The organism is Pseudomonas sp. JDS08PS003, assembly GCF_045013505.1.
In the GTDB taxonomy this organism is placed as follows: domain Bacteria; phylum Pseudomonadota; class Gammaproteobacteria; order Pseudomonadales; family Pseudomonadaceae; genus Aquipseudomonas; species Aquipseudomonas protegens_B.
The window spans coordinates 2,528,962-2,552,560 of record NZ_CP120724.1; the positions used below are offsets into that span (position 1 = coordinate 2,528,962).

Below are 23,599 nucleotides of genomic sequence, written 5' to 3' on the forward strand. Positions count from 1 at the left end.
ACACTCAAGAACGGATGTTTTAGCGTTTCCAGGCTGCCGGGAGCCCTGGCGGGATCAGTGTCTGCGGCGTTTGCCCAAGCCGCTGGCCGCTCAGCGTTCGGGCCCTGCGCCGCCTCTGAAAGGTTGCATCTGAAACAAGGACGTTCTCTTCAACCATTTCCGAATTCTCAGGCAGGTTACGACATGCAGTTCAGCGAATTGATGGCCGTTCTTTCGACCCTCGCGATCCGACTTCAACAGGACGGCGAGGATCTGCTGGTGCAGGGCGATGACGAGGCCCTGGACGACGCACTCTGGGACAGCCTGATCCAGCACAAGGCGCAACTTCTGCAGCGAGTGACCGAGCAGGGCGGCCACTGGCTGAGCCCGGCCTTCAGGATCACCCCGGACATGCTGCCCCTGGTGCAGCTGGAGCAGGCGGCCATCGATCGCATCGTCGCCGGCGTGCCAGGTGGCGCCGCCAATGTGCAGGACATCTACCCCCTGGCACCGCTGCAGGAAGGCATGCTCTATCACTACTTGTCTGCGCCCCAGGGCGATCCCTATGTGCTCCAGGCGCGTTTCGCCTTTGCCAGTCCGGAGCGGCTGCAAGCCTTTGCCGAGGCCTTGCAATGGGTGATCGAGCGCCACGACATCCTGCGCACCGCGATTGCCTGGGAAAGCCTCGATGAACCGCTGCAGGTGGTCCTGCGCCAGGCGCCGCTGCAGTGTCAAGCACTGCAGCTGGACGCTGCCGGGGGCGATGCCCTGGCTCAGTTGCAGCAGCGCTACGACTCCCGGCAATTCCGCCTGGACCTGCGCCAGGCGCCGCTGTTGCGCCTGGTGCACGCCGAGGACCCGGTCAACTCGCGTCAGGTGGCGTTGCTGCTGTTCCATCACATGGCCCTGGACCACGCCGCCCTGGATGTGGTGCGCCAGGAAATCCAGGCCTGTCTGCAGGGGCAGCGTGAGCAACTGCCGCTGCCGGTGCCGTTTCGCAACCACCTGGCCCAGGCCCGTCTGGGGCAGAGCGAAGAGCGGCACGCAGCCTTTTTCCGCGACATGCTCGGGGACATCGACGAGCCGACCCTGCCGTTCGGACTGGGGGATGTGCAGGGCGCAACCCGACGCATCGAAGAGCACCGGCTGCCTGTGGATCGCCAGCTCAGCCGGCGCCTGCGCAGCCAGGCCCGGCAACTGGGCGTGAGTGTGGCGAGCCTGATGCACCTGGCCCTGGGCCGGGTCCTGGGCCAGTTGTCCGGGCGCGAGGCGGTGGTGTTCGGCACTGTGCTGCTGGGGCGCATGGAGGTGGGCGAGGGCGGTGAGCGGGCCCTGGGCATGTTCATCAACACCCTGCCGTTGCGGGTGGATGTGGGGGCGCACAGCGTGCGCGCCGGCGTGCTGGCGACCCATGCTCGGCTGAGCGCCTTGCTGGCCCATGAACACGCCTCCCTGGCCCTGGCCCAGCGGTGCAGCGGAGTCAGTGCGCCGACCCCGCTGTTCAGCGCCATGCTCAACTACCGCCACAGCCACGGGGCCGATGGCGACGAAGTCCAGGAGCTGGTGCCGGGCATCCAGGTGCTGGGCGCCCAGGAGCGCACCAACTACCCGCTGACGGTCAACATCGACGATCTGGGCGAGGACCTGCTGATCACCGCCCTGGTGGACGCCACCCTGGGGGCCGAGCGCATCAGCGGCTACCTGCTGACCACTCTGGAAAGCCTGGCCCTGGCCCTGCAGAGCAACCCCGAGGCGCCGTTGCACAGCCTGGAAATGCTCCCGGCCAGCGAGCGGCGTTACCTGCTGCAGGGCCTGAACACGCCCCTGGGGCAGTACCCCGACAGCCCGCTGATCCATCAACAGGTGGAGGCCCAGGCCCGGGTCCAGCCCGAGGCGCCGGCGCTGCTTTTCCAGGCGCAGCGCTTGAGTTACGGCGAGCTCAACCGCCGCGCCAATCAGGTGGCCCATCGCTTGCTGGCGCTAGGTGTGCGTCCGGACCAGCGCGTGGCGATCTGCGTCGAGCGCAGCCTGGAAATGATCATCGGCCTGCTGGGCATCCTCAAGGCCGGCGGCGCCTATGTGCCCATCGACCCGGCCTATCCCCGGGAGCGCATCGCCTACACCCTGGAGGACAGCGCCCCGGTGGCCGTGCTGGTGCAGGCCGATACCCAGGCCCTGGTGGCCGACCTGCGGGTGCCGCTGATCGACCTCGACAGCCGCACCCTGGCCCATGAGGCCCAGGACAACCCCGAAGTGCCAGGGCTGACCCCGGCCAACCTGGCCTATGTGATCTACACCTCCGGCTCCACCGGTCTGCCCAAGGGGGTGATGGTGGAACACCGCAACGTCGCCCGGCTGTTTTCCGCCACCCGCGACTGGTTCGATTTCAACTGGCGCGACGTCTGGGCGCTGTTCCATTCCTTCGCCTTCGACTTCTCGGTGTGGGAGATCTGGGGCGCCCTGGTGCATGGCGGCCAGTTGCTGGTGGTACCTCAGGTCGTCAGCCGCTCCCCGCAAGCCTGTTACACACTGCTGTGCGAGGCCCGGGTGAGCATCCTCAACCAGACCCCCAGCGCCTTCCGCTCGCTGATTGCGGCCCAGGGCCAGAGCGGGCTCAAGCATTCCCTGCGCCAGGTGATCTTCGGCGGCGAAGCCCTGGAGCCGGGGATGCTCAAGCCCTGGTACGCCCGGCTGGAGAACGTCGGCACGCAACTGGTGAACATGTACGGCATCACCGAAACCACGGTGCACGTGACCTACCGGCCGTTGCAGGCGGCGGACGCGCAATGGGTGGGCAGCAGCCCCATCGGCCGACGGATTCCCGACCTGCAACTCTATGTGCTGGATGCACGCCGGGAGCCCTTGCCCACGGGCGTGGTGGGGGAGCTGTATGTGGGGGGCGCCGGGGTGGCCCGGGGTTACCTCAACCGTGATCAACTCAGCGCCGAGCGCTTCATTGCCGACCCCTTCAGCAACCGGCCGGAGGCGCGGCTGTACAAGACCGGCGACCTGGCCCGCTGGTGCGCCGATGGCAGCCTGGAGTACCTGGGGCGCAACGACGATCAGGTGAAGATTCGCGGTTTCCGCATCGAACTGGGGGAGGTCGAGGCGCGACTGGCCGCTTGCGACGGGGTGGGCGAGGCGGTGGTGATCGCCCGGGAAGAGACCCCGGGGGACAAGCGCCTGGTGGCCTATGTGATTCCCCGGCCGGGAGCGGCCCCGGGCGCCGCGCAGCTGCGTGAGCAACTGCGCCAGAGTCTGGCGGACTACATGCTGCCCAGCGCCTTCGTGCTGCTGCAGGCCTGGCCCCTGACCGCCAACGGCAAGCTCGACCGCAAGGCCCTGCCGGCGCCGGACAGCGCCGCGGTCGCCCGACGCGACTATGAAGCGCCCCAGGGCGAGGTGGAGCAGGCCATCGCGAGGATCTGGCAGGAGCTGCTGCAATTGCCCCAGGTCGGTCGCCAGGACAATTTCTTCGAGCTGGGCGGCCATTCGCTGCTGGCGGTCAAACTGATGGAACGCATGCGGCAGGTGGATTTGTGCGCCGATGTGCGGGTGCTGTTCGGCCAGCCGACCCTGGCCGCCCTGGCGGCCGCCGTGGGTGGGCAGCACGAGGTGCAGGTGCCGGCCAACCTGATCGGCGCCGATTGCCGGCGCATCACGCCCGCGCTGCTGCCCCTTGCGGACCTCGATCAAGCGGCCATCGACAAAGTGTTGGCCCAGGTGCCCGGTGGCGTGGCCAACGTTCAGGACATCTATGCCCTGGCCCCCTTGCAGGCGGGCATCCTGTATCACCACCTGAGCAGCGTCGAGGGCGATCCCTATGTGCTCCAGGTGCAGTTCGAGTTTGCCAGCGACGACGTCTTGCAGACCTTTACCCTGGCCTTGCAGCAGGTGATCCAGCGGCACGACATCCTGCGCACCAGCCTGGTCTGGGAAGGCCTTGACGAGGCGGTGCAAGTGGTCTGGCGCCAGGCCCCCCTGGAGTTGGAAGTGCTGGAACTGGACCCCGCCCGGGGGACGATACTCGGGCAACTGCAGGCCGGTTTCGACCCCCGTCACTATCGCCTTGACCTGGGCCGGGCACCTTTGCTGCGCCTGGTCTGTGCCCGGGACGCTGACCAGCAGCGCTGGCTGGGCATCCTGTTGTTGCATCACCTGGCCCTGGACCACAGCTCCCTTGAGGTGCTGGTGCAAGAGATCAGTGAGGTGCTGCAAGGCCGCAGCGCGCAGCTGCCGCCTGCCGCGCCTTACCGCAACTATGTGGCCCAGGCGCGCCTGGGGCTCGGCGAACAGGAACATCAGGCGTTCTTCCGCGAGATGCTGGGGGACATCGACGAGCCGACCCTGGCGTTCGGCCTGCAGGACGTCAATCGCGACGGCAGCGGCATCTGCGAGCAGCAGCTGCGGCTGGAGCCGGCACTGTGTCGGCGTTTGCGCCAGCAGGCGCGGAACCTCGGCGTCAGTGTCGCCAGCCTGATGCACCTGGCCTGGGGCCGGGTCCTGGGGCAAGTGTCCGGCCGCGACGACGTGGTGTTCGGCACCGTGCTGCTGGGGCGCATGCACGGCGGCTCGGGGGCCGACCGCGCCCTGGGCATGTTCATCAACACCTTGCCGCTGCGGGTCGGCTTGGGCACCCAGGGCGTGGCCGAGGCCCTGGGCCGTACCCATCAGCAACTGGCGCAACTGCTGGGGCATGAGCACGCCTCCCTGGCCCTGGCCCAGCGTTGCAGCGGCGTGCCGGCGGCGCAGCCGCTGTTCAACAGCCTGCTCAACTACCGTCACAGTCCCCTGGAGGACGCTGACGATCAGGGGCCGGCGGCCTGGGACGGCATTCGCGTGTTGGCGTCCGAGGAGCGCAGCAACTACCCGCTGGCGCTGAACATCGACGATGACGGCGAGGGTTTGCGCCTGACCCTGCAGGCGGTGGCCCAGGTCAATGGCGAGCGGGTCTGCCGCTACATGGAATGTGTCCTGGAACACTTGGCCCAGGCCCTGGAACAGATGCCGGGCATGGCCCTGGACCAGATCCCGGTGGTGCCCCCGGCCGAACGCCGGCAGTTGCTAGTGGAGTTCAATGCCACTGCCCGTGAATATCCACGCCGGCAGACCCTGCACCAACTGTTCGAAGCTCAGGCCCTGGCCCATCCGGAGCGGGTGGCGGCGGTGGAGGGTGATGCCCTACTCAGCTACGCCGAGCTCAATACCCGGGCCAACCAGCTGGCCCACCACCTGCTGGAGCTGGGGGTGCAGCCCGGGGACCACCTGGCGATTCTGTTGCCGCGCTCCCTGGACCTGTTGCTCAGCCAGTTGGCCATCAGCAAGTGCGCCGCGGCCTATGTGCCCCTGGACATCAACGCCCCGGCCCAGCGTCAGGGCTTCATGGTCAGCGACAGCCACAGCGTGGTCCTGCTGACCCGCAGTGACGAGGTGCTGGATGGCCCGGCCCGGCGCGTGGACCTGGATCGCCTGCGGCTGAGCGCATTGCCCGCCCACAACCCGGACCTGCCGCAGTCCTCCGAGAGCGTGGCGTACATCATGTACACCTCCGGCTCCACCGGCACGCCCAAGGGGGTACGGGTGCCGCACCGAGCCATCAGCCGCCTGGTGATCAACAACGGCTACGCCGATTTCAACCCCGAGGACCGGGTGGTCTTCGCCTCCAACCCGGCCTTCGACGCCAGCACCATGGACGTCTGGGGGGCCTTGCTCAACGGCGGGCGAGTGCTGGTCATCGATCACCACACCCTGCTGGACCCGGCGCGCTTCGGCCACGCCCTGAGCACCTTGGGGGCCACGGTGCTGTTCGTCACCACGGCGCTGTTCAACCAGTATGTACAGCTGATTCCCGAGGCCCTCAAGGGCTTGCGGATACTCCTCTGCGGCGGCGAGCGCGGCGACCCGGCAGCCTTTCGCCGGCTCTTGGCGCAAGCGCCGCACCTGCGCCTGGTGCACTGTTATGGCCCCACCGAAACCACCACCTACGCCACCACCCATGAGGTCCGGCAACTGGCGGCCGACGCCGAGCACGTGCCCATCGGCCGGCCGATCGCCAATACCCGGGTGTATGTCCTGGATCAGCGCCAGCAGCCGCTGCCCCTGGGGGCCCAGGGCGAGATCGTCATCGGTGGCGATGGCGTGGCCCTGGGTTACCTCAACCGTCCCGAGCTGAACGCCGAGAAGTTCATCCGCGACCCTTTCAGCGACCACCCGCAGGCGCTGCTGTACCGCACCGGGGACATGGGCCGCTGGCTGGAGCACGGCGTGCTGGAATGCCTGGGACGCAATGACGATCAGGTGAAGATCCGCGGCCTGCGTATCGAGCTGGGGGAGATCGAGGCCCGCTTGCTGACCTGTCCCGGGGTCAAGGAAGGCGTGGTCCTGGCCCGCGAGGACGAACCCGGAGACAAGCGCCTGGTGGCCTACTACACCGTGCAGGCCGACGCCCCGGAACCGTCCGCCGAATCCCTGCGCCAGGCGCTGCAACAGCAGTTGCCAGACTACATGGTGCCCCTGGCCTATGTGCGCCTCGACGCGTTGCCCCTGACCAACAACGGCAAGCTGGAGCGCAAGGGCCTGCCGGCGCCGGATCAGTCGGCCCTGCTCAGCCGCGGCTTCGTCGCCCCCGAGGGTGAGGTGGAGACGGCCCTGGCACGGATCTGGAGCGAACTGCTCAAGGTCGAGCGGGTAGGGCGTCACGATCATTTCTTCGAACTGGGCGGGCACTCGCTGCTGGCGGTGAGCCTGATCGAGCGCATGCGCCAGATCGGCCTCAGCGCCGATGTGCGGGTGCTGTTTGGCCAGCCGACCCTGGCGGCCCTGGCCGCCGCGGTGGGCAGCGGTCGCGAGGTGCAGGTGCCGGCCAACGCCATCGGCCTCGACTGCTTGCGTATCACGCCGCAGATGCTGCCCCTGATCGAACTGGACCAGCAGGCCATCGACCGAGTGGTGGCCAGCGTTCCCGGCGGCGTGGCCAACGTGCAGGACATCTACCCCCTGGCGCCGCTGCAGGAGGGCATTCTCTATCACCACCTGAGTGCCGAGCAGGGCGATCCCTACCTGCTGCAGTCGCGAATGGCCTTCGACAGCCTGGAGCGTTTGCAGCGCTTCGCCGGCGCCATGCAACAGGTCATCCAGCGCCACGACATCCTGCGCACCGCAGTGCTCTGGGAGGGCTTGCCGCAGCCGTTGCAGGTGGTCTGGCGGCAGGCCGAACTGCAGGTTCTGGAGCAGGTGCTGGACCCGGCGGACGGCGATCTGCTCGAACAGCTGCAGCAACGCTTCGACGCTCGCCACTGGCGCCTGGACCTGGCCCGCGCGCCGCTGATCCGCCTGGTCTATGCCCGGGTCCCGGGGCAGTCGCGGGTGCTGGCGATTCTGCTGTTCCACCACCTGGCCCTGGATCACACCGCCATGGAGGTGATCGGCGAGGAAATGCGCGCGCTGCTGTTCAACCGCGGCGAGCGCCTGTGCACCCCGGTGCCTTATCGCAACTACGTGGCCCAGGCGCGCCTGGGGGCCGGTCAGGCCGAGCACGAGGCGTTTTTCCGGCAGATGCTCGGTGATGTCGACGAGCCGACCCTGGCCTTTGCCGTGGAGGATGTGCAAGGCGATGGCCGGGATATCGAAGAGGCCCGGGTGCCTGTGCCCGATGCACTGAGCCTGCGCCTGCGGGAGCAGGCGCGGCAGCTGGGGGTCAGTGCCGCGGCGCTGATGCACCTGGCCTGGGGCCTGGTCCTGGGGCAGGTGTCCAATCGCCGGCACGTGGTGTTCGGCACTGTGCTGATGGGGCGGATGCAGGGCGGTGAGGGCGCCGACCGGGCCCTGGGGGTGTTTATCAATACCTTGCCGCTGCGGGTGGATGTGGACGCCGGCAGCGTGCGTGCCGGGGTCCGCGCGACCCATGCCCGACTCAGCGCCCTGTTGGGCCACGAGCATGCGTCCCTGGCCCTGGCCCAGCGCTGCAGTGGGGTGGCAGCCAGTTCGCCGCTGTTCAGTGCCTTGCTCAACTACCGGCACAGCGTGGCGGACGCCGGACGGGGCGATGGCCTGGATATCTGGCAGGGGGTCGAGCTGCTGGGGGGCGAGGAGCGCAGCAACTACCCGCTGAGCCTGAGCGTCGACGACCTGGGCCAGGGCTTCAGTCTGTCGTTGCTGGCGCTGTCGGCGATGGGCGCACAGCGCATGGGCGGTTACATGCTCCGGGTTCTGGAGCAACTGGCCGATGCCCTGCAATGGACCCCGGAGCTGGACCTGGGGCAGCTCTCGGTATTGCCGGTGGCGGAGCGCCAGCAGTTGCTGGAAGGCTTCAATGCCAGCGGCGCTGACTATCCCCGTGGACAGACCCTGCACGGCCTGTTCGAGGCCCGGGTGCAGGATGCTCCCGAGGCCGTGGCCCTGGTGCAAGGTTCGTTGCGCCTGAGCTACCGGCAACTGAACCAGCGGGCCAATCAACTGGCCCGGCAACTGCTGGAACTGGGGGCCGGCCCCGACGAGCGCGTGGCGCTGTGCCTGCCGCGGGGGCCGCAACTGCTGACGGCCATGCTGGCAATTCTCAAGGCCGGGGCGAGCTATGTGCCCATCGACCCGAGCCATCCGCCGGAGCGGATCGCCTACCTGCTGCAGGACAGCGCGCCCCTGGCGGTGTTGGTGCAGGGCGCGATCGGCGAGCTGCCGGGCATTCCAGGCCTGGCGCAGATCGATCTGGATCGCTGGGTCTGGCAGGAGGCGCCCCTGGACAATCCGCGGGTGCCGGGGCTGACTCCGGCGCACCTGGCCTATGTGATCTACACCTCCGGCTCCACCGGCCAGCCCAAGGGCGTGATGGTGGAGCACCAGAGCCTGGAGAATCTGCTGCACTGGCACTGCGCGACCTTCGACCTGGGCCCGGGGCGCCACAGTTCCAGCGTCGCCGGCCTGGGTTTTGACGCCATGGCCTGGGAGGTCTGGCCGACGCTGTGCAGCGGCGCCACCCTGCACCTGCCACCGGCCGAGGTGGGCAGCCAGGACCTTGAAGCGTTGCTCGGCTGGTGGCGGGCCCAGCCCCTGGACATCAGCTTCCTGCCGACCCCGGTGGCCGAGTACGTCTTCAGCCAGGGCCAGGGGCACCCGACCCTGAGCACCTTGCTGATCGGCGGCGACCGCCTGCGCCAGTTCCCGGCCGATCCGGGGTTTGCCGTGATCAACAACTACGGGCCCACCGAAGCCACGGTGGTGGCCACGTCCGGCCCAATCGCGGTGGGCGGCTCGCTGCACATCGGCCGACCCATGGCCAATGCGCGGATCTACCTGCTGGACGAACAGCAGCGCCCGGTGCCCTTGGGGGTGGTCGGCGAACTCTATGTGGGCGGCGCCGGGGTAGCCCGGGGTTACCTCAATCGCGATGCGCTGACCGCCGAGCGCTTCCTCGACGACCCGTTCTGCGCCGAGCCCACCGCGCGCATGTATCGCACGGGCGATTTGGCCCGCTGGCGTGCCGACGGCAACCTCGACTACCTGGGGCGCAACGACGATCAGGTGAAGGTGCGCGGCATGCGCATCGAGCCGGGAGAAATCGAGGCCGCGCTGCTCAGCCACCCGGCCCTCAAGGAGGCCCTGGTACTGGTGCGCGAAGGGCGTCTGTTGGCCTACTTCACCGAGCATGCCGAGGTTTCCAACCATGAGCTGGATCTCCAGGACCTGCGAGATCACCTGCAGGGCCGACTGCCGGACTCCATGTTGCCGGTGGCCTATGTGCGCTTGCTGGCGCTGCCCCTGACCGCCAACGGCAAGCTCGATCGCCAGGCCCTGCCGCAACCGGATCAGGGAGCCTGGCTGAGCCGCGAATTCGAGGCGCCCCAGGGCGAGGTGGAAAGCGCCTTGGCGCGGATCTGGAGCGAGCTGCTACAGGTGCAACAGGTCGGACGCCACGATCACTTCTTCGAACTGGGCGGGCACTCGCTGCTGGCGGTAAGCCTGATCGAGCGCATGCGCCAGATCGGCCTCAGCGCCGATGTGCGAGTGCTGTTCAACCAGCCGACCCTGGCGGCCCTGGCCGCTGCCGTGGGCAGCGGCCGCGAGGTGCAGGTGCCGGCCAACCTGATCGGCGCCGATTGCCAGAGCATCACCCCAGAGCTGCTGCCGCTGATCGAGCTGGACCAGGACGCCATCGAGCGCATCGTCGCCACGGTGCCGGGCGGGGTGGAAAACGTGCAGGACATCTACCCCCTGGCGCCGTTGCAGGAGGGCATCCTCTATCACCACCTGAGCGCCCGCCAGGGCGATCCTTATCTGCTGCAATCCCATCTGGCCTTCGCCGACCGCCAGCGCCTGGAGGATTTCACCCAGGCCTTGCAGCGCGTGGGCGAACGCCACGACATCCTGCGCACCGCGGTGCTCTGGGAGGGCCTGAAACAGCCGCTGCAAGTGGTCTGGCGCCGGGCCCGGGTGGCGGTGGAGGAGGTCATCCTCGATCCGGCCGAGGGCGATATTCTCGAACAATTGCATGCACGCTTCGATGCCCGGCATTGGCGCCTGGAGCTGACCCGGGCGCCGTTGATGCGCCTGGTCCATGCCCAGGACCCGGTCCGGCAGCGCACGGTGGCGATCCTGCTGTTCCATCACATCGTCCTGGACCACACCGCCCTGGAGGTGGTTCGCGAGGAAATCCAGGCCTGTCTGTTGGGGCAGGAGCCTGTCGGCACGGCGATTCCCTATCGCAACTATGTGGCCCAGGCCCGCCTGGGGGTCAGTCGCGAGGAGCACGAGGCGTTCTTCCGCGAGATGCTCGGGGACATCGACGAACCGACCCTGCCGTTCGGCCTGCAGGACGTGCAGGGCGACGGCGAGGCCATTGAAGAGTTGCAACGGACCCTGGACGCCGACCTGAGCGCGCGCCTGCGGGCCCAGGCTCGGCTGCTGGGGGTCAGCGCCGCGAGCCTGTTCCACCTGGCCTGGGCCCGGGTCCTGAGCGTCACCTCGGGCCAGGAGCGCGTGGTGTTCGGCACCGTGCTGCTGGGACGCCTGCAAGGCGGACTGGGGGCCGACCGGGCCCTGGGCATGTTCATCAACACCTTGCCGTTGCGGGTCGACCTGGACCACAGCGGCACCCGGGCGGCGGTCAAGGCGACCCACGCCCGGCTCAGCGCCTTGCTGGGGCACGAGCATGCCTCCCTGGCCCTGGCCCAGCGTTGCAGCGGCGTGGTCGCGCCGCTGCCGCTGTTCAGCGCCATGCTCAACTACCGCCACGGCAGCGACGCAGTGCCGAGCCCGGCGGTGCAACAGGCCTGGCAGGGCATACAGACCCTGCACAGCGAAGAGCGCACCAACTACCCCCTGAGCCTCAACGTCGATGACCTCGGCCAGGGCTTCCGGCTGACCGCCATGACCCTGGCGCGGATTGGCGCCGAGCGCATCTGCGGCTACATGGAGCAGGCCCTGTGCGCGCTGGTGGACACCCTGGAACAGGCGCCCCAGCGGCCCTTGCGTCAGGTACCGATCCTGCCGCCAGCTGAGCGCCAGCAACTGCTGCACACCTTCAATGCCACGACCCGGGACTACCCCCTGGAACAGACCCTGCACGGGCTGTTCGAGGCCCAGGTGCTGCGCAGCCCCGAAGCCCTGGCGGTGCAGGCGGGGGAGCAGCGCCTGAGCTATCGCCAGCTCAACCAGCGGGCCAACCAGTTGGCCGGGCACCTGCTGCAACTGGGGGTTGGCCCCGATACCCGGGTGGCGATCTGTGTCGAGCGTGGCCTGGAGATGGTCATCGGCCTGCTGGCGATCCTCAAGGCCGGCGGCGCCTATGTGCCCATCGACCCGGCGTACCCCGCCGAGCGCATCGCCTACATGCTCCAGGACAGCGCGCCCCAGGCCGTGCTGGTGCAGGCTGGCGGCCGGCCTCTTTCGGGCGGGCTGAGGGTGCCCCTGGTGGAACTCGACCGCTGGGTCTGGAGCGAGGAGCCCCAGGCCAATCCCCAACGCCCCGGACTGAGCCCGAGCCATCTGGCCTATGTGATCTACACCTCGGGTTCCACCGGCCAGCCCAAGGGCGCGATGAATGAGCACCGGGCGGTGGTCAACCGCCTGCTGTGGATGCAGGAGCAGTACGGCCTGACGGCCGCCGACGCGGTGCTGCAAAAGACCCCTTTCAGCTTCGACGTTTCGGTCTGGGAATTCTTCTGGCCGCTGTTCACCGGTGCACGGTTGGTGATGGCCCGGCCCGAAGGGCACAAGGACCCGGCCTACCTGCGCCAGGTGATCCGCGACGAAGGCATCAGCACCGTGCATTTCGTGCCGTCGATGCTCGATGTGTTCCTGGCCTATGGCGATACCCGGGACTGCAGCGGCCTGCGCCAGGTGATGTGCAGCGGCGAGGCGCTGCCGGGCAGCCTGGTGCGGCGCTTCAAGCAGCAGTTACCGCAGGTCGCCCTGTACAACCTCTATGGCCCCACCGAAGCGGCGGTGGACGTCACCGCCTGGGATTGCGCCGGACCGTTGGCCGAGACCCCGGACAACACCCCGATCGGCAAGCCCATCGCCAACACCCGGATGTACCTGCTGGACGGGCAGATGCAACCGGTGCCCCAGGGGGTGGTGGGCGAGTTGTACATCGGTGGGGTACAGGTGGCCCGGGGATACCTCAATCGAGATGAGCTGACCGCCGAGCGCTTCCTCAAGGACCCGTTCAGCGATGCGCCCGGCGCGCGCATTTACCGCACGGGCGACCTGGGTCGCTATCGGGCCGACGGTACTCTCGAGTACCTGGGGCGCAATGACGATCAGGTGAAGATCCGCGGCCTGCGCATCGAGCTGGGGGAAATCCAGTCGCGTTTGACCCAGTTGGACGGGGTCAAGGAAGCGGTGGTCCTGGCCCGGGAGGACGTGCCCGGGGACCAGCGCCTGGTGGCTTACTACACCTGTCACGAGACGGACCGCCAGTTGCCCATCGAGACCCTGCGGGCGCAGCTGCTGGAGCACCTGCCGGACTACATGGTGCCGGCGCTGTTCGTGCACCTGGAGGCGCTGCCGTTGAGCCCCAACGGCAAGCTGGCGCGCAAGGACTTGCCGGTTCCGGGGCGGGAAGCGGCTCTGGTGCGCGAATACGAGGCGCCCATCGGTGACATGGAGATCACCCTGGCCCGGCTCTGGGCCGAGTTGCTCAATGTCGAGCGGGTGGGGCGTCACGATCATTTCTTCGAACTGGGCGGGCATTCGCTGCTGGCGGTGAGCCTGATCAGCCGGATGCGCGAGGAAGGCATGGAAGCCGATGTCAGGGCGCTGTTCGAACAACCGACCCTGGCGGGCTACGCGGCAATGACCGAACGAATGGAGATCATCCTGTGAGCGTGATCGAACTGTTGGCGACACTGAAGGAAAAGGACGTGCAACTGGTGCTCAAGGGCGAGCAACTGGTGGTCCAGGGCAACAAGCAGGCCTTGAGCGAACCGGCCCTGCTGGCCCGGCTGCGGGAATACAAGCCGCAACTGATCGAGCTGATCAGGGCCGGGAAATACTCGGCGACCAAGGCCGGGCAGGTCGAGGTGCCGGCCAACGGCATCACGCCGGCGACCCGCCACATCACCCCGGACCTGCTGCCCCTGGCCGACCTCAGCCAGGAGGCCATCGAGCGCATTGTCGCCACGGTGCCGGGCGGGGTCGGCAATGTGCAGGACATCTACCCCCTGGCACCGCTGCAGGAGGGGATTCTCTATCACCATGTCAGTGCCGTGCAGGGCGATCCCTATGTCATGCAGGCGCAGTTTGCCTTCGCCAGCCGCGAGCGCCTGGAGGCTTTTGCCGAGGCCTTGCGCGGGGTCATTGCGCGCCACGATATCCTGCGCACCGCAGTGCTCTGGGATGGCCTGGAGCAGCCGATGCAGGTGGTCTGGCGCGAGGCCGGGCTGGTTCTCCAGGAGGTCGAAACCGACCCGGGTGCCGGTGATGTCATGGCCCAGTTGCATGGCCGTTTCGACGCCCGCCACTTTCGCCTGGACATCAGCCAGGCGCCGATGCTGCGTCTGGTGCATGCCTGGGACGACGCCGGGCAGCGCATTGTCGCCATGCTGCTGTTCCATCACATGGCCCTGGACCACAGCGCCCTGGATGTGGTGCGCCACGAAATGCAGGCATTGCTCATGGGGCAGGGCGAGCGCCTGGGGCCGGCCCTGCCGTTTCGCAACTACGTGGCCCAGGCCCGGCTGGGCACCGCGCAAGGGGAGCACGAGGCGTTCTTCCGGCAGATGCTCGGCGATATCGACGAGCCGACCCTGGCGTTCGGCCTGCAGGATGTGCAGGGCGATGGGCGGGCCATCGAGGAAGCCAGCCTGGCCCTGCCGGAGTCGTTGAGCCAGCACTTGCGGGCCCGGGCGCGGCAGGCCGGGGTCAGCGCCGCGAGCCTGTTCCACCTGGCCTGGGGCCGGGTGCTGGCGACCCTGGCGGGCAAGCGCAAGGTGGTGTTCGGCACGGTGCTGATGGGGCGCATGCAGGGTGCCGAGGCCACCGACCGGGCCCTGGGGATCTTCATCAACACCTTGCCGTTTCGCCTGGATGTGGACGAACGGCCTCTGGATGAGGCCCTCAAGGCCACCCATGCGCGGCTGACCACCTTGCTGCGCCATGAACATGCGGCCCTGGCCCTGGCCCAGCGCTGCAGCGGCGTGAGCGCGCCGACCCCGCTGTTCAGTGCCTTGCTCAACTACCGCCACAGCGGCGCCGCCGTCAGTACCGAGGCCCAGGCCGCCTGGGCCGGGATCAGCACCCTGCACTCCGAGGAGCGCACCAACTACCCCCTGACCCTGAGTGTCGACGACCTCGGCACAGGCTTCGGCCTGACCTTGCTGGCCAGCACCCAGGTCGATCCGCGACCTATCCTCGACTACCTGCTGTGCACCCTGGAGCACCTGGCCCTGGAACAGACGCCCCGGCTGGCCCTGGAGCAACTGCCGATCCTGTCCCTGGCCCAGCGTCAGCAACTGCTGGAGGGCTTCAACCAGAGCACCGTGGATTACCCCCGGGGCCAGACCGTCCATGGGCGCATCCAGGCCCAGGCGGCCCGCACCCCCGAGGCGGTGGCCGCCTGGCACCAGGGCCGGGCCCTGAGTTACGCCGAGCTCAACCGGCAAGCCAACGGGCTGGCCCGGCAACTGCGCGGGCTGGGCGTGCAGCCCGACGATCGGGTGGCCATCGTCGCCCGGCGCGGCCTGGAGACCCTGGTGGGCTTGCTGGCCATCCTCAAGTCCGGGGCCTGCTATGTACCGATCGATCCGGCCCATCCCGTCGAGCGTCTGGGCTACTTGCTGCAGGACAGCGGCCCGCGGGCGGTACTGACCCAGGCCGATCTGCTGGGGCGCCTGCCGCCGCTGGCGGTGCCGGTGATCGAGCTCGACCCGCGTCTCTGGCAGGACCAGGACCAGGACAATCTCGAGGTGGCGGGGCTGACCCCGGCCCATCTGGCCTATGTGATCTACACCTCCGGCTCCACCGGCCTGCCCAAGGGGGTGATGGTGGAACACCAGACCCTGTGCAATCTGGTGGACTGGCACTGCCAGGCCTTCGACCTGCACGCCGGCAGCCACACCTCGAGCCTCGCCGGGTTCGGCTTCGACGCCATGGCCTGGGAGGTCTGGCCGGCCCTGTGCGTCGGCGCCACCCTGCACCTGGCGCCGGCCCATGACGGCAGCGAGGACGTGGATGGCTTGCTCGCCTGGTGGCGTTCCCAGCCCCTGGAGGTGAGCTTCCTGCCGACCCCGGTGGCCGAGTACGCCTTCAGCCAGGAACTGCAACACCCGACCCTGCGCACCCTGTTGATCGGCGGTGACCGTCTGCGCCAGTTCAGCCATCAGCAGCGTTTTGCCCTGATCAACAACTACGGCCCCACCGAAGCCACGGTGGTGGCAACGTCCGGCCCGATAGCCGCGGGCGGTTCCCTGGACATCGGCCGGCCCGTGGCCAACGTACGGATCTACCTGCTGGACCAACAGCAGCGCCCGGTGCCCATCGGCGTGGCGGGCGAGCTCTATGTGGGGGGCGCCGGGGTGGCTCGGGGTTACCTCAATCGCGACGAACTGACAGCCGAGCGCTTTCTCCCCGATCCCTTCAGCGACCAGCCCGGCGCGCGCATGTACCGCAGCGGCGACCTGGCCCGCTGGCTGGCGGACGGGCGTATCGAGTACCTGGGGCGCAACGACGACCAGGTGAAAATCCGTGGCGTGCGCATCGAGCTGGGGGAAATCGAGAGCCGCCTCAACCCGTTCCCCGGGATCAAGGAAGCGGTGGTGCTGGTCCGCGAAGACCAGCCGGGCAACCCGCGGCTGGTGGCCTATTTCACTGTGCACGAGGGTTCTGCGGCGCTGTCGGTGGCGGATCTGCGGGCTCACTTGCTGGCGCAACTGCCGGACTACATGGTGCCGATGGCCTATGTGCAGCTTGACGCCTTGCCCCTGACCGCCAACGGCAAGCTGGACCGCAAGGCGCTGCCGGCGCCGGATCAGGCGGCCTTGTTCAGCCGCGAGTACCAGGCGCCCCGGGGGCCCACTGAAACCACCCTGGCGGATATCTGGAAAGAGGTGCTGCACCTGCCGCGAGTCGGGCGCCACGATCACTTTTTCGAACTGGGCGGCCACTCCCTGCTGGCCATGCGCATGGTGTCCCAGGTACGTCAGCGCCTGGGGGTGGAGCTGGCCCTGGGCGAGCTGTTCGCCAATGCCGAGCTCTGCGCGGTGGCGGCGGTGCTGGACCGGGCCGGACGCAGCCAGTTGCCGGAGATCTTCCCGGCGTCCCAGGACCATGACCTGCCACTGTCCTTTGCCCAGCAACGCCTGTGGTTCCTGGCGCAGATGGACGGCGCCGGCAGTGCCTACAACATCCCCATCGGCCTGGGCCTGCGCGGCCGCCTGGATCGCCCGGCGCTGCAACAGGCGCTGCAGGCCATCGTCGCTCGGCACGCCACCTTGCGCAGCCGTTTTGTCCGCTGCGAAGACCAACCCCAGGTGCTGATCGGCTCCATCGAAGAGGCCCTGGAACTGGGGTTCGAAGACCTGCGGGACACACCCCGGAACCTGACCGAGCGGGTTCGGGTCGAGGCGGCCCAGGCCTTCGACCTGGAGCACGGGCCGGTGATCCGCGGGCGCTTGCTGGCCCTGGCGGACGATCATCATGTGCTGCTGCTGACCTTGCACCACATCGTCGCCGACGGCTGGTCCATGGGGGTGCTGACCCGGGAGCTGGTGGCCCTTTACGAAGCCTTCAGCCAGGGCCGCCCGGACCCACTGCCGCCCCTGGCGGTGCAGTACAGCGACTTTGCCCTGTGGCAGCGCCGCTGGCTCAGTGGCGAGGTCTTGCAACAGCAGGGCGACTACTGGCGCCAGACCCTGGCCGATGCCCCGACCTTGCTGATGCTGCCCTGCGACCGGCCACGGCCGCAGCAACAGGACTTCAGCGGGGGCAGCGGCGAGATTCTCCTCGACGGGCCGCTGAGCGCCCAGCTCAAGCGCCTCAGCCAGCGCCATGGCTGCACCCTGTACACGACCTTGCTGGCGGCCTGGGGCTTGCTGTTGGGGCGCCTCTCGGGACAGACCGATCTGGTGATCGGCATTCCCGTGGCCAACCGCATGCGCGCCGAGGTGGAAGGGCTGATCGGCCTGTTCGTCAACACCCTGGCCCTGCGCCTGGACCTGGATGCCGGGCAGAGCGTTGCCGCCTTGCTGGCCCAGGTCCGCGCCCGCAGTTTCGAGGCCCAGGCCCATCAGGACCTGCCCTTCGAACAGGTGGTGGAGATCGTCCGGCCCCAGCGCAGCCTGTCCCACAGCCCGCTGTTCCAGGTGGTGCTGACCTGGGTCGACGATTTCGCCCAGGACCTGGTGCTCGGTGAGCTGAAACTCGAAGGCGTGGCCGGGGCCAGTCAGGTGGCCAAGTTCGACCTGACCCTGAGCCTGGGAGAAAGCCAGGGGCAGATCCGTGGTTCCCTGGACTACGCCAGCGCCTTGTTCGATGCAGCGACCGTGCAGCGCTATGTCGGCTACCTGGTGCAGGTACTGCAGGCCATGGTGGTGGATGAGCAACAGCCTCTGGCCCAGGTGCAACTGCTGGAGGACGGCGAACGCCGGCAAGTTCTGGAGGCCTTCAACGCCAGTACGCAGGACTACCCCAAAGGCATGACCCTGCACCAGCGCTTCGAGGCTCGTGCCGGCCAGCAACCCGATGCCACGGCGGTGCAGGCCGGGGAGCTGCGCCTGAGCTACAGCCAGTTGAATGCCCGGGCCAATCAACTGGCCCACCATCTGCGCGGGCTGGGTGTGGGCCCGGATACCCGGGTCGCGATCTGTGTTCCGCGGGGCCTGGAGCTGGCCGTCGGTCTGCTGGCGATCGTCAAGGCCGGTGGCGCCTATGTGCCCATCGATCCGAGCCATCCGCCGGAGCGTATCGCCTACCTGCTGCAGGACAGCGCGCCCCTGGCCGTGCTGGTGCAGGAAGACACCCGCGCCCAGGTGGGCGATCCACCGGTTGCCGTGATCGATCTGCAGCAGCCGGACTGGCACCAGCAGCCCCTGGCCAATCCCCTAGTGCCCGGGCTGTGCAGCGAACATCTGGCCTATGTGATCTACACCTCCGGCTCCACCGGATTGCCCAAGGGGGTGATGGTGGAACACGGCACCCTGGAAAACCTCGTGGACTGGCACTGCCAGGCGTTCGACCTGGGACCGGGGCGCCATGCTTCCTGTGTCGCCGGCCTGAGCTTCGATGCCATGGCCTGGGAGTTCTGGCCGACCCTGTGCGGCGGCGCCACCCTGCACCTGCCGCCGGCCAGCATCGGCCACCAGGACCTCGACCAGCTCCTGCAGTGGTGGCGAGCCCAGCCCCTGGACCTGAGCTTCCTGCCCACTCCCGTGGCGGAATACGCCTTCAGTCAGCCGCTCGGGCATCCGACGCTGCGCACCCTGTTGATCGGTGGCGACCGTCTGCGGCAGTTCAACCAGCCGCAGAGTTTCGCCGTGATCAACAACTACGGCCCCACCGAAGCCACGGTGGTGGCGACCTCCGGGCTGATGCAAGCCGGCGGTTCCCTGGACATCGGCCGGCCCATCGCCAACGCGCGGATCTACCTGCTCGATGAGTTGCAGCGGCCGGTGCCCATCGGTGTGGCCGGTGAACTCTATGTGGGGGGCGCCGGGGTGGCCCGGGGTTACCTCAATCGCGACGAGCTGACGGCCGAACGTTTTCTCCAGGACCCCTTCAGTGACCGGCCCGGGGCACGCATGTACCGCAGCGGCGACCTGGCTCGCTGGCGGGCGGACGGACGCATCGAGTACCTGGGCCGTAACGATGAACAGGTGAAGATCCGTGGCGTGCGCATCGAGCTGGGGGAGATCGAGACCTGCCTCAACCGGTTGCCCGGGATCAAGGAAGCGGTGGTGCTGGCCCGGGAGGATCGACCGGGGCAGACCCGCCTGGTGGCCTATTTCACCGCGACCGGGGCCGTCACCGTGACCCCGGCGGCGTTGCGCAGCCAATTGCTCGGGCACTTGCCCGAGTACATGGTGCCGCTGGCCTACGTGGGCCTGGAGGCGCTGCCGTTGACCGCCAACGGCAAGCTGGATCGGCGGGCGCTGCCCCGGCCCGAGCTCGATGCACTGCTGACCCGGGACTACGTGGCCCCCCAGGGCGCCAGTGAGATCGCCCTGGCGCAGATCTGGAGCGAGCTGCTGCAAGTACAGCAGGTCGGACGTCACGATCACTTCTTCGAACTGGGAGGGCATTCGCTGCTGGCCATGCGCATGCTGTCCCAGGTGCGCCAGCGCCTGGGGGTGGAGCTGGCCCTGGCCGAGCTGTTCGCCAATGCCCAGCTCAGCGCCGTGGCCCAGGCCCTGGAACGGGCCGAGCGCAGCAGCCTGCCGGACCTGTTGCCGACACCGCGCAATCAGCCGTTGCCCTTGTCCTTCGCCCAGCAGCGTCTGTGGTTCCTGGCGCAGATGGAGGGGGCCAATACCGCCTACAACATTCCCATTGGCCTGCGCTTGCGCGGGCAGCTGGACGGCGATGCCCTGCAACGGGCTCTGGAGCGTATCGTCGCGCGCCATGAAACCCTGCGCAGCCGATTTGCCCAGTACGGCGACGAGGCCGAGGTGCTGATCGCACCCGTGGAGGCGGGGCTGGGCCTGCTGCTGGAGAACCTGCGGGGTCATCCACAGGCCGACGAAGCCTTGCAGGCTCTGGTGCAAGGGGAGGCCTCGGCGCCCTTCGACCTGCAGCGCGGGCCGCTGATCCGCGGGCGCCTGATCAGCCTGGCGGACGATCATCACGTGTTGCTGCTGACCCTGCACCATATCGTCAGCGATGGCTGGTCCATGGGCGTGCTGACCCGTGAGCTGGTGGCGCTGTACGCCGCCTTCAGCCGCGGTCTGCCCGATCCGCTGCCGCCGCTGGCGGTGCAATACAGCGACTTCGCCCACTGGCAGCGGCGCTGGCTCAGCGGCGCGGTGCTGGAGCAGCAGGCGCAGTACTGGCGCCAGGCCCTGGAGGGCGCGCCGCCCTTGCTGATGCTGCCCGGCGACCGGCCGCGGCCAGCCCAGCAGGATTACGCCGGCAGCAGCGTCGAAGTGCGCCTCGATGCTGCCTTGACGGCCGGGCTGCGGGCCTTGAGCCAGCGCCATGGCACCACCTTGTACATGACCCTGATGGCGGCCTGGGGGCTGCTGTTGGGGCGGCTGTCCGGGCAGGCCGAAGTGGTGATCGGCACCCCGGTGGCCAACCGCATGCGCGCCGAGGTCGAAGGGCTGATCGGCCTGTTCGTCAACACCCTGGCCCTGCGCCTGGACCTGGGGGCCGCGCCGCGAGTGGAGGCCTTGCTGGCCCAGGTCAAGGCCCGGACCCTGGAAGCCCAGGCCCATCAGCACCTGCCGTTCGAGCAGGTGGTGGAAGTCCTGCGTCCTGTGCGCAGCCTGTCCCACAGTCCGTTGTTCCAGACCCTGCTGACCTGGCAGAACGGCGACGGGCCGCAACTGGTGCTGGGGGACCTGCGCCTGGAAGCCATTCACGAGGCCAGCCACTTCGCCAAGTTCGACCTGTCCCTGAGCCTGGGGGAGGTGCAGGACCGGATCGAAGGCAGCCTGGAGTACGCCACGGCGCTGTTCGATGAGTCGACCATGAGGCGTTATGTCGGTTACCTGCAGCGGGTGTTGCAGGCCATGGTGGCGGACGACCAGACGCTGCTGGAGCAGGTGCCGCTGCTGGATGCCGGCGAACGCCGGCAACTGCTGCACGGCTTCAACGCCACCGCCCGGGACTACCCCCTGGAGCAGACCCTGCACGGCTTGTTCGAGGCCCAGGTACTGCGCAGCCCCGAAGCACTGGCGGTGCAGGCCGGTGAACAGCGCTTGAGCTATCGCCAGCTCAACCAGCGGGCCAACCAGTTGGCCGGGCACCTGCTGCACCTGGGCGTGGGCCCGGACAGTCGGGTGGCGATCTGTGTCGAGCGCGGCCTGGAAATGGTCGTCGGCCTGCTGGCGATCCTCAAGGCCGGCGGTGCCTATGTGCCCATCGACCCGGCATACCCCGCAGAACGCATCGCCTACATGCTCCAGGACAGCGCGCCCCAGGCGCTGCTGGTCCAGGGCGCCACCCGGGAGCTGCCGGGCAGCCCGACAGTGCCCTTGGTAGACCTGGACCAGCCACTCTGGGAGCGCCAGCCCCGGGTCAATCCCCGGGTCAACGGGCTGACCCCGGGGCACCTGGCTTATGTGATCTACACCTCAGGCTCCACCGGCCAGCCCAAGGGCGCGATGAACGAGCACCGGGCGGTGGTCAACCGCCTGCTGTGGATGCAGGAGCAGTACGGCCTGACGGCCGCCGACGCGGTGCTGCAAAAGACCCCTTTCAGCTTCGACGTTTCGGTCTGGGAATTCTTCTGGCCGCTGTTCACCGGTGCACGGCTGGTGATGGCCCGGCCCGAAGGGCACAAGGACCCGGCCTACCTGCGCCAGGTGATCCGCGATGAAGGCATCAGCACCGTGCATTTCGTGCCGTCGATGCTCGATGTGTTCCTGGCCTATGGCGATACCCGGGACTGCGGCGGCCTGCGCCAGGTGATGTGCAGCGGCGAGGCCTTGCCGGGCAGCCTGGTACGGCGCTTCAAGCAGCAGTTGCCGCAGGTCGCCCTGTACAACCTCTATGGCCCCACCGAAGCGGCGGTGGACGTCACCGCCTGGGATTGCGCCGGACCGTTGGCCGAGACCCCGGACAACACCCCGATCGGCAAGCCCATCGCCAACACCCGGATGTACCTGCTGGACGGGCAGATGCAACCGGTGCCCCTGGGGGTGGTGGGCGAGTTGTACATCGGTGGGGTACAGGTGGCCCGGGGATACCTCAATCGAGATGAGCTGACCGCCGAGCGCTTCCTCAAGGACCCGTTCAGCGATGCGCCCGGCGCGCGCATTTACCGCACCGGCGACCTGGGCCGTTACCGGGCCGACGGCACTCTCGAGTACCTGGGGCGCAACGACGATCAGGTGAAGATCCGTGGCCTGCGCATCGAACTGGGGGAAATCCAGGCCCGCCTGACCCAGCTGGACGGGGTCAAGGAAGCGGTGGTCCTGGCCCGGGAGGACGTGCCCGGGGATCTGCGCCTGGTGGCCTACTACACCTGCGCCGCCGGGCACCCGGCCCTGGCCGTGGAGCAGTTGCGTCAGGCGCTGTTGGAGCACCTGCCGGACTACATGGTGCCGGCGCTGTTCGTGCACCTGGAGGCGCTGCCCTTGAGCCCCAACGGCAAGCTGGCGCGCAAGGACCTGCCGGTTCCGGGGCTGGAGGCGGCCAGCGTGCGCGAGTACGAGGCGCCGGTGGGCGAAGTGGAAATCCTCCTGGCCGGGCTCTGGGCCGAGTTGCTCAATGTCGAGCGGGTGGGGCGTCACGATCATTTCTTCGAACTGGGCGGCCACTCACTGCTGGCGGTGAGCCTGATCGGCCGCATGCGCCGGGCCGGGCTCTCGGCCGATGTGCGGGTGCTGTTTGGCCAGCCGACCCTGGCGGCCCTGGCCGCCGCCGTGGGCCGTGGCCGTGAAGTGCAGGTGCCGGCCAACCTGATCTACCGCGACTGCCCGCGCATCACCCCTGAGCTGCTGCCGTTGCTGACGCTGGATCAGGCGGCCATCGATCGGGTGGTGGCCACGGTTCCCGGCGGCACCGCCAACGTCCAGGACATCTACCCCCTGGCGCCGTTGCAGGCCGGCATCCTGTTTCACCATCTGGCCGCCGGCCAGGGCGACCCCTATGTGTTGCAGGCGCAGTTTGCCTTCGACACGGTGCCACGCCTGCAAACCTTTGCCCGGGCCTTGCAGGGGGTGATCGAACGCAACGACATCCTGCGCAGCGCGGTGCTCTGGGAAGGGCTGGACGAGCCGCTGCAAGTGGTCTGGCGCCAGGCGCCCCTGGAGGGTGAGGAAATCGTCCTCGACCCGGGTCAGGGCGACATCCTCGGTCAGTTGCAGGCGCGCTTTCACAGCACGCACTATCGCCTGGACATTGCCCGGGCGCCGCTGTTGCGCCTGGTCTACGCCCGGGACCCGGTCAACCAGCGGCTGGTGGCGCTGTTGCTGTTCCATCACCTGGTGATGGATCACGTGGCGCTTGAGGTGCTGCAGCATGAACT

The 23,599-nt window shown here is 68.4% G+C and carries 2 protein-coding genes (1 of these 2 cut by a window edge); both read left to right on the plus strand.

Going from position 1 to position 23,599, the window contains the following annotated elements; translation table 11 throughout:
* The first annotated feature begins 183 nt into the window (after positions 1 to 183).
* A complete protein-coding gene (locus P7C00_RS11710; protein WP_404939096.1) occupies positions 184 to 13,299 on the plus strand; it encodes an amino acid adenylation domain-containing protein in 13,116 nt (4,371 codons plus the stop codon).
* Positions 13,296 to 23,599, plus strand: partial view of an amino acid adenylation domain-containing protein gene (locus P7C00_RS11715; protein ID WP_404939098.1) — the 5' portion only. Its footprint extends 4,432 nt past the window's final position; only the first 10,304 of its 14,736 coding nucleotides appear in the window; its start codon is at positions 13,296 to 13,298; its stop codon lies beyond the right edge, outside the window. The genes P7C00_RS11710 and P7C00_RS11715 overlap by 4 nt, the downstream gene beginning before the upstream one ends.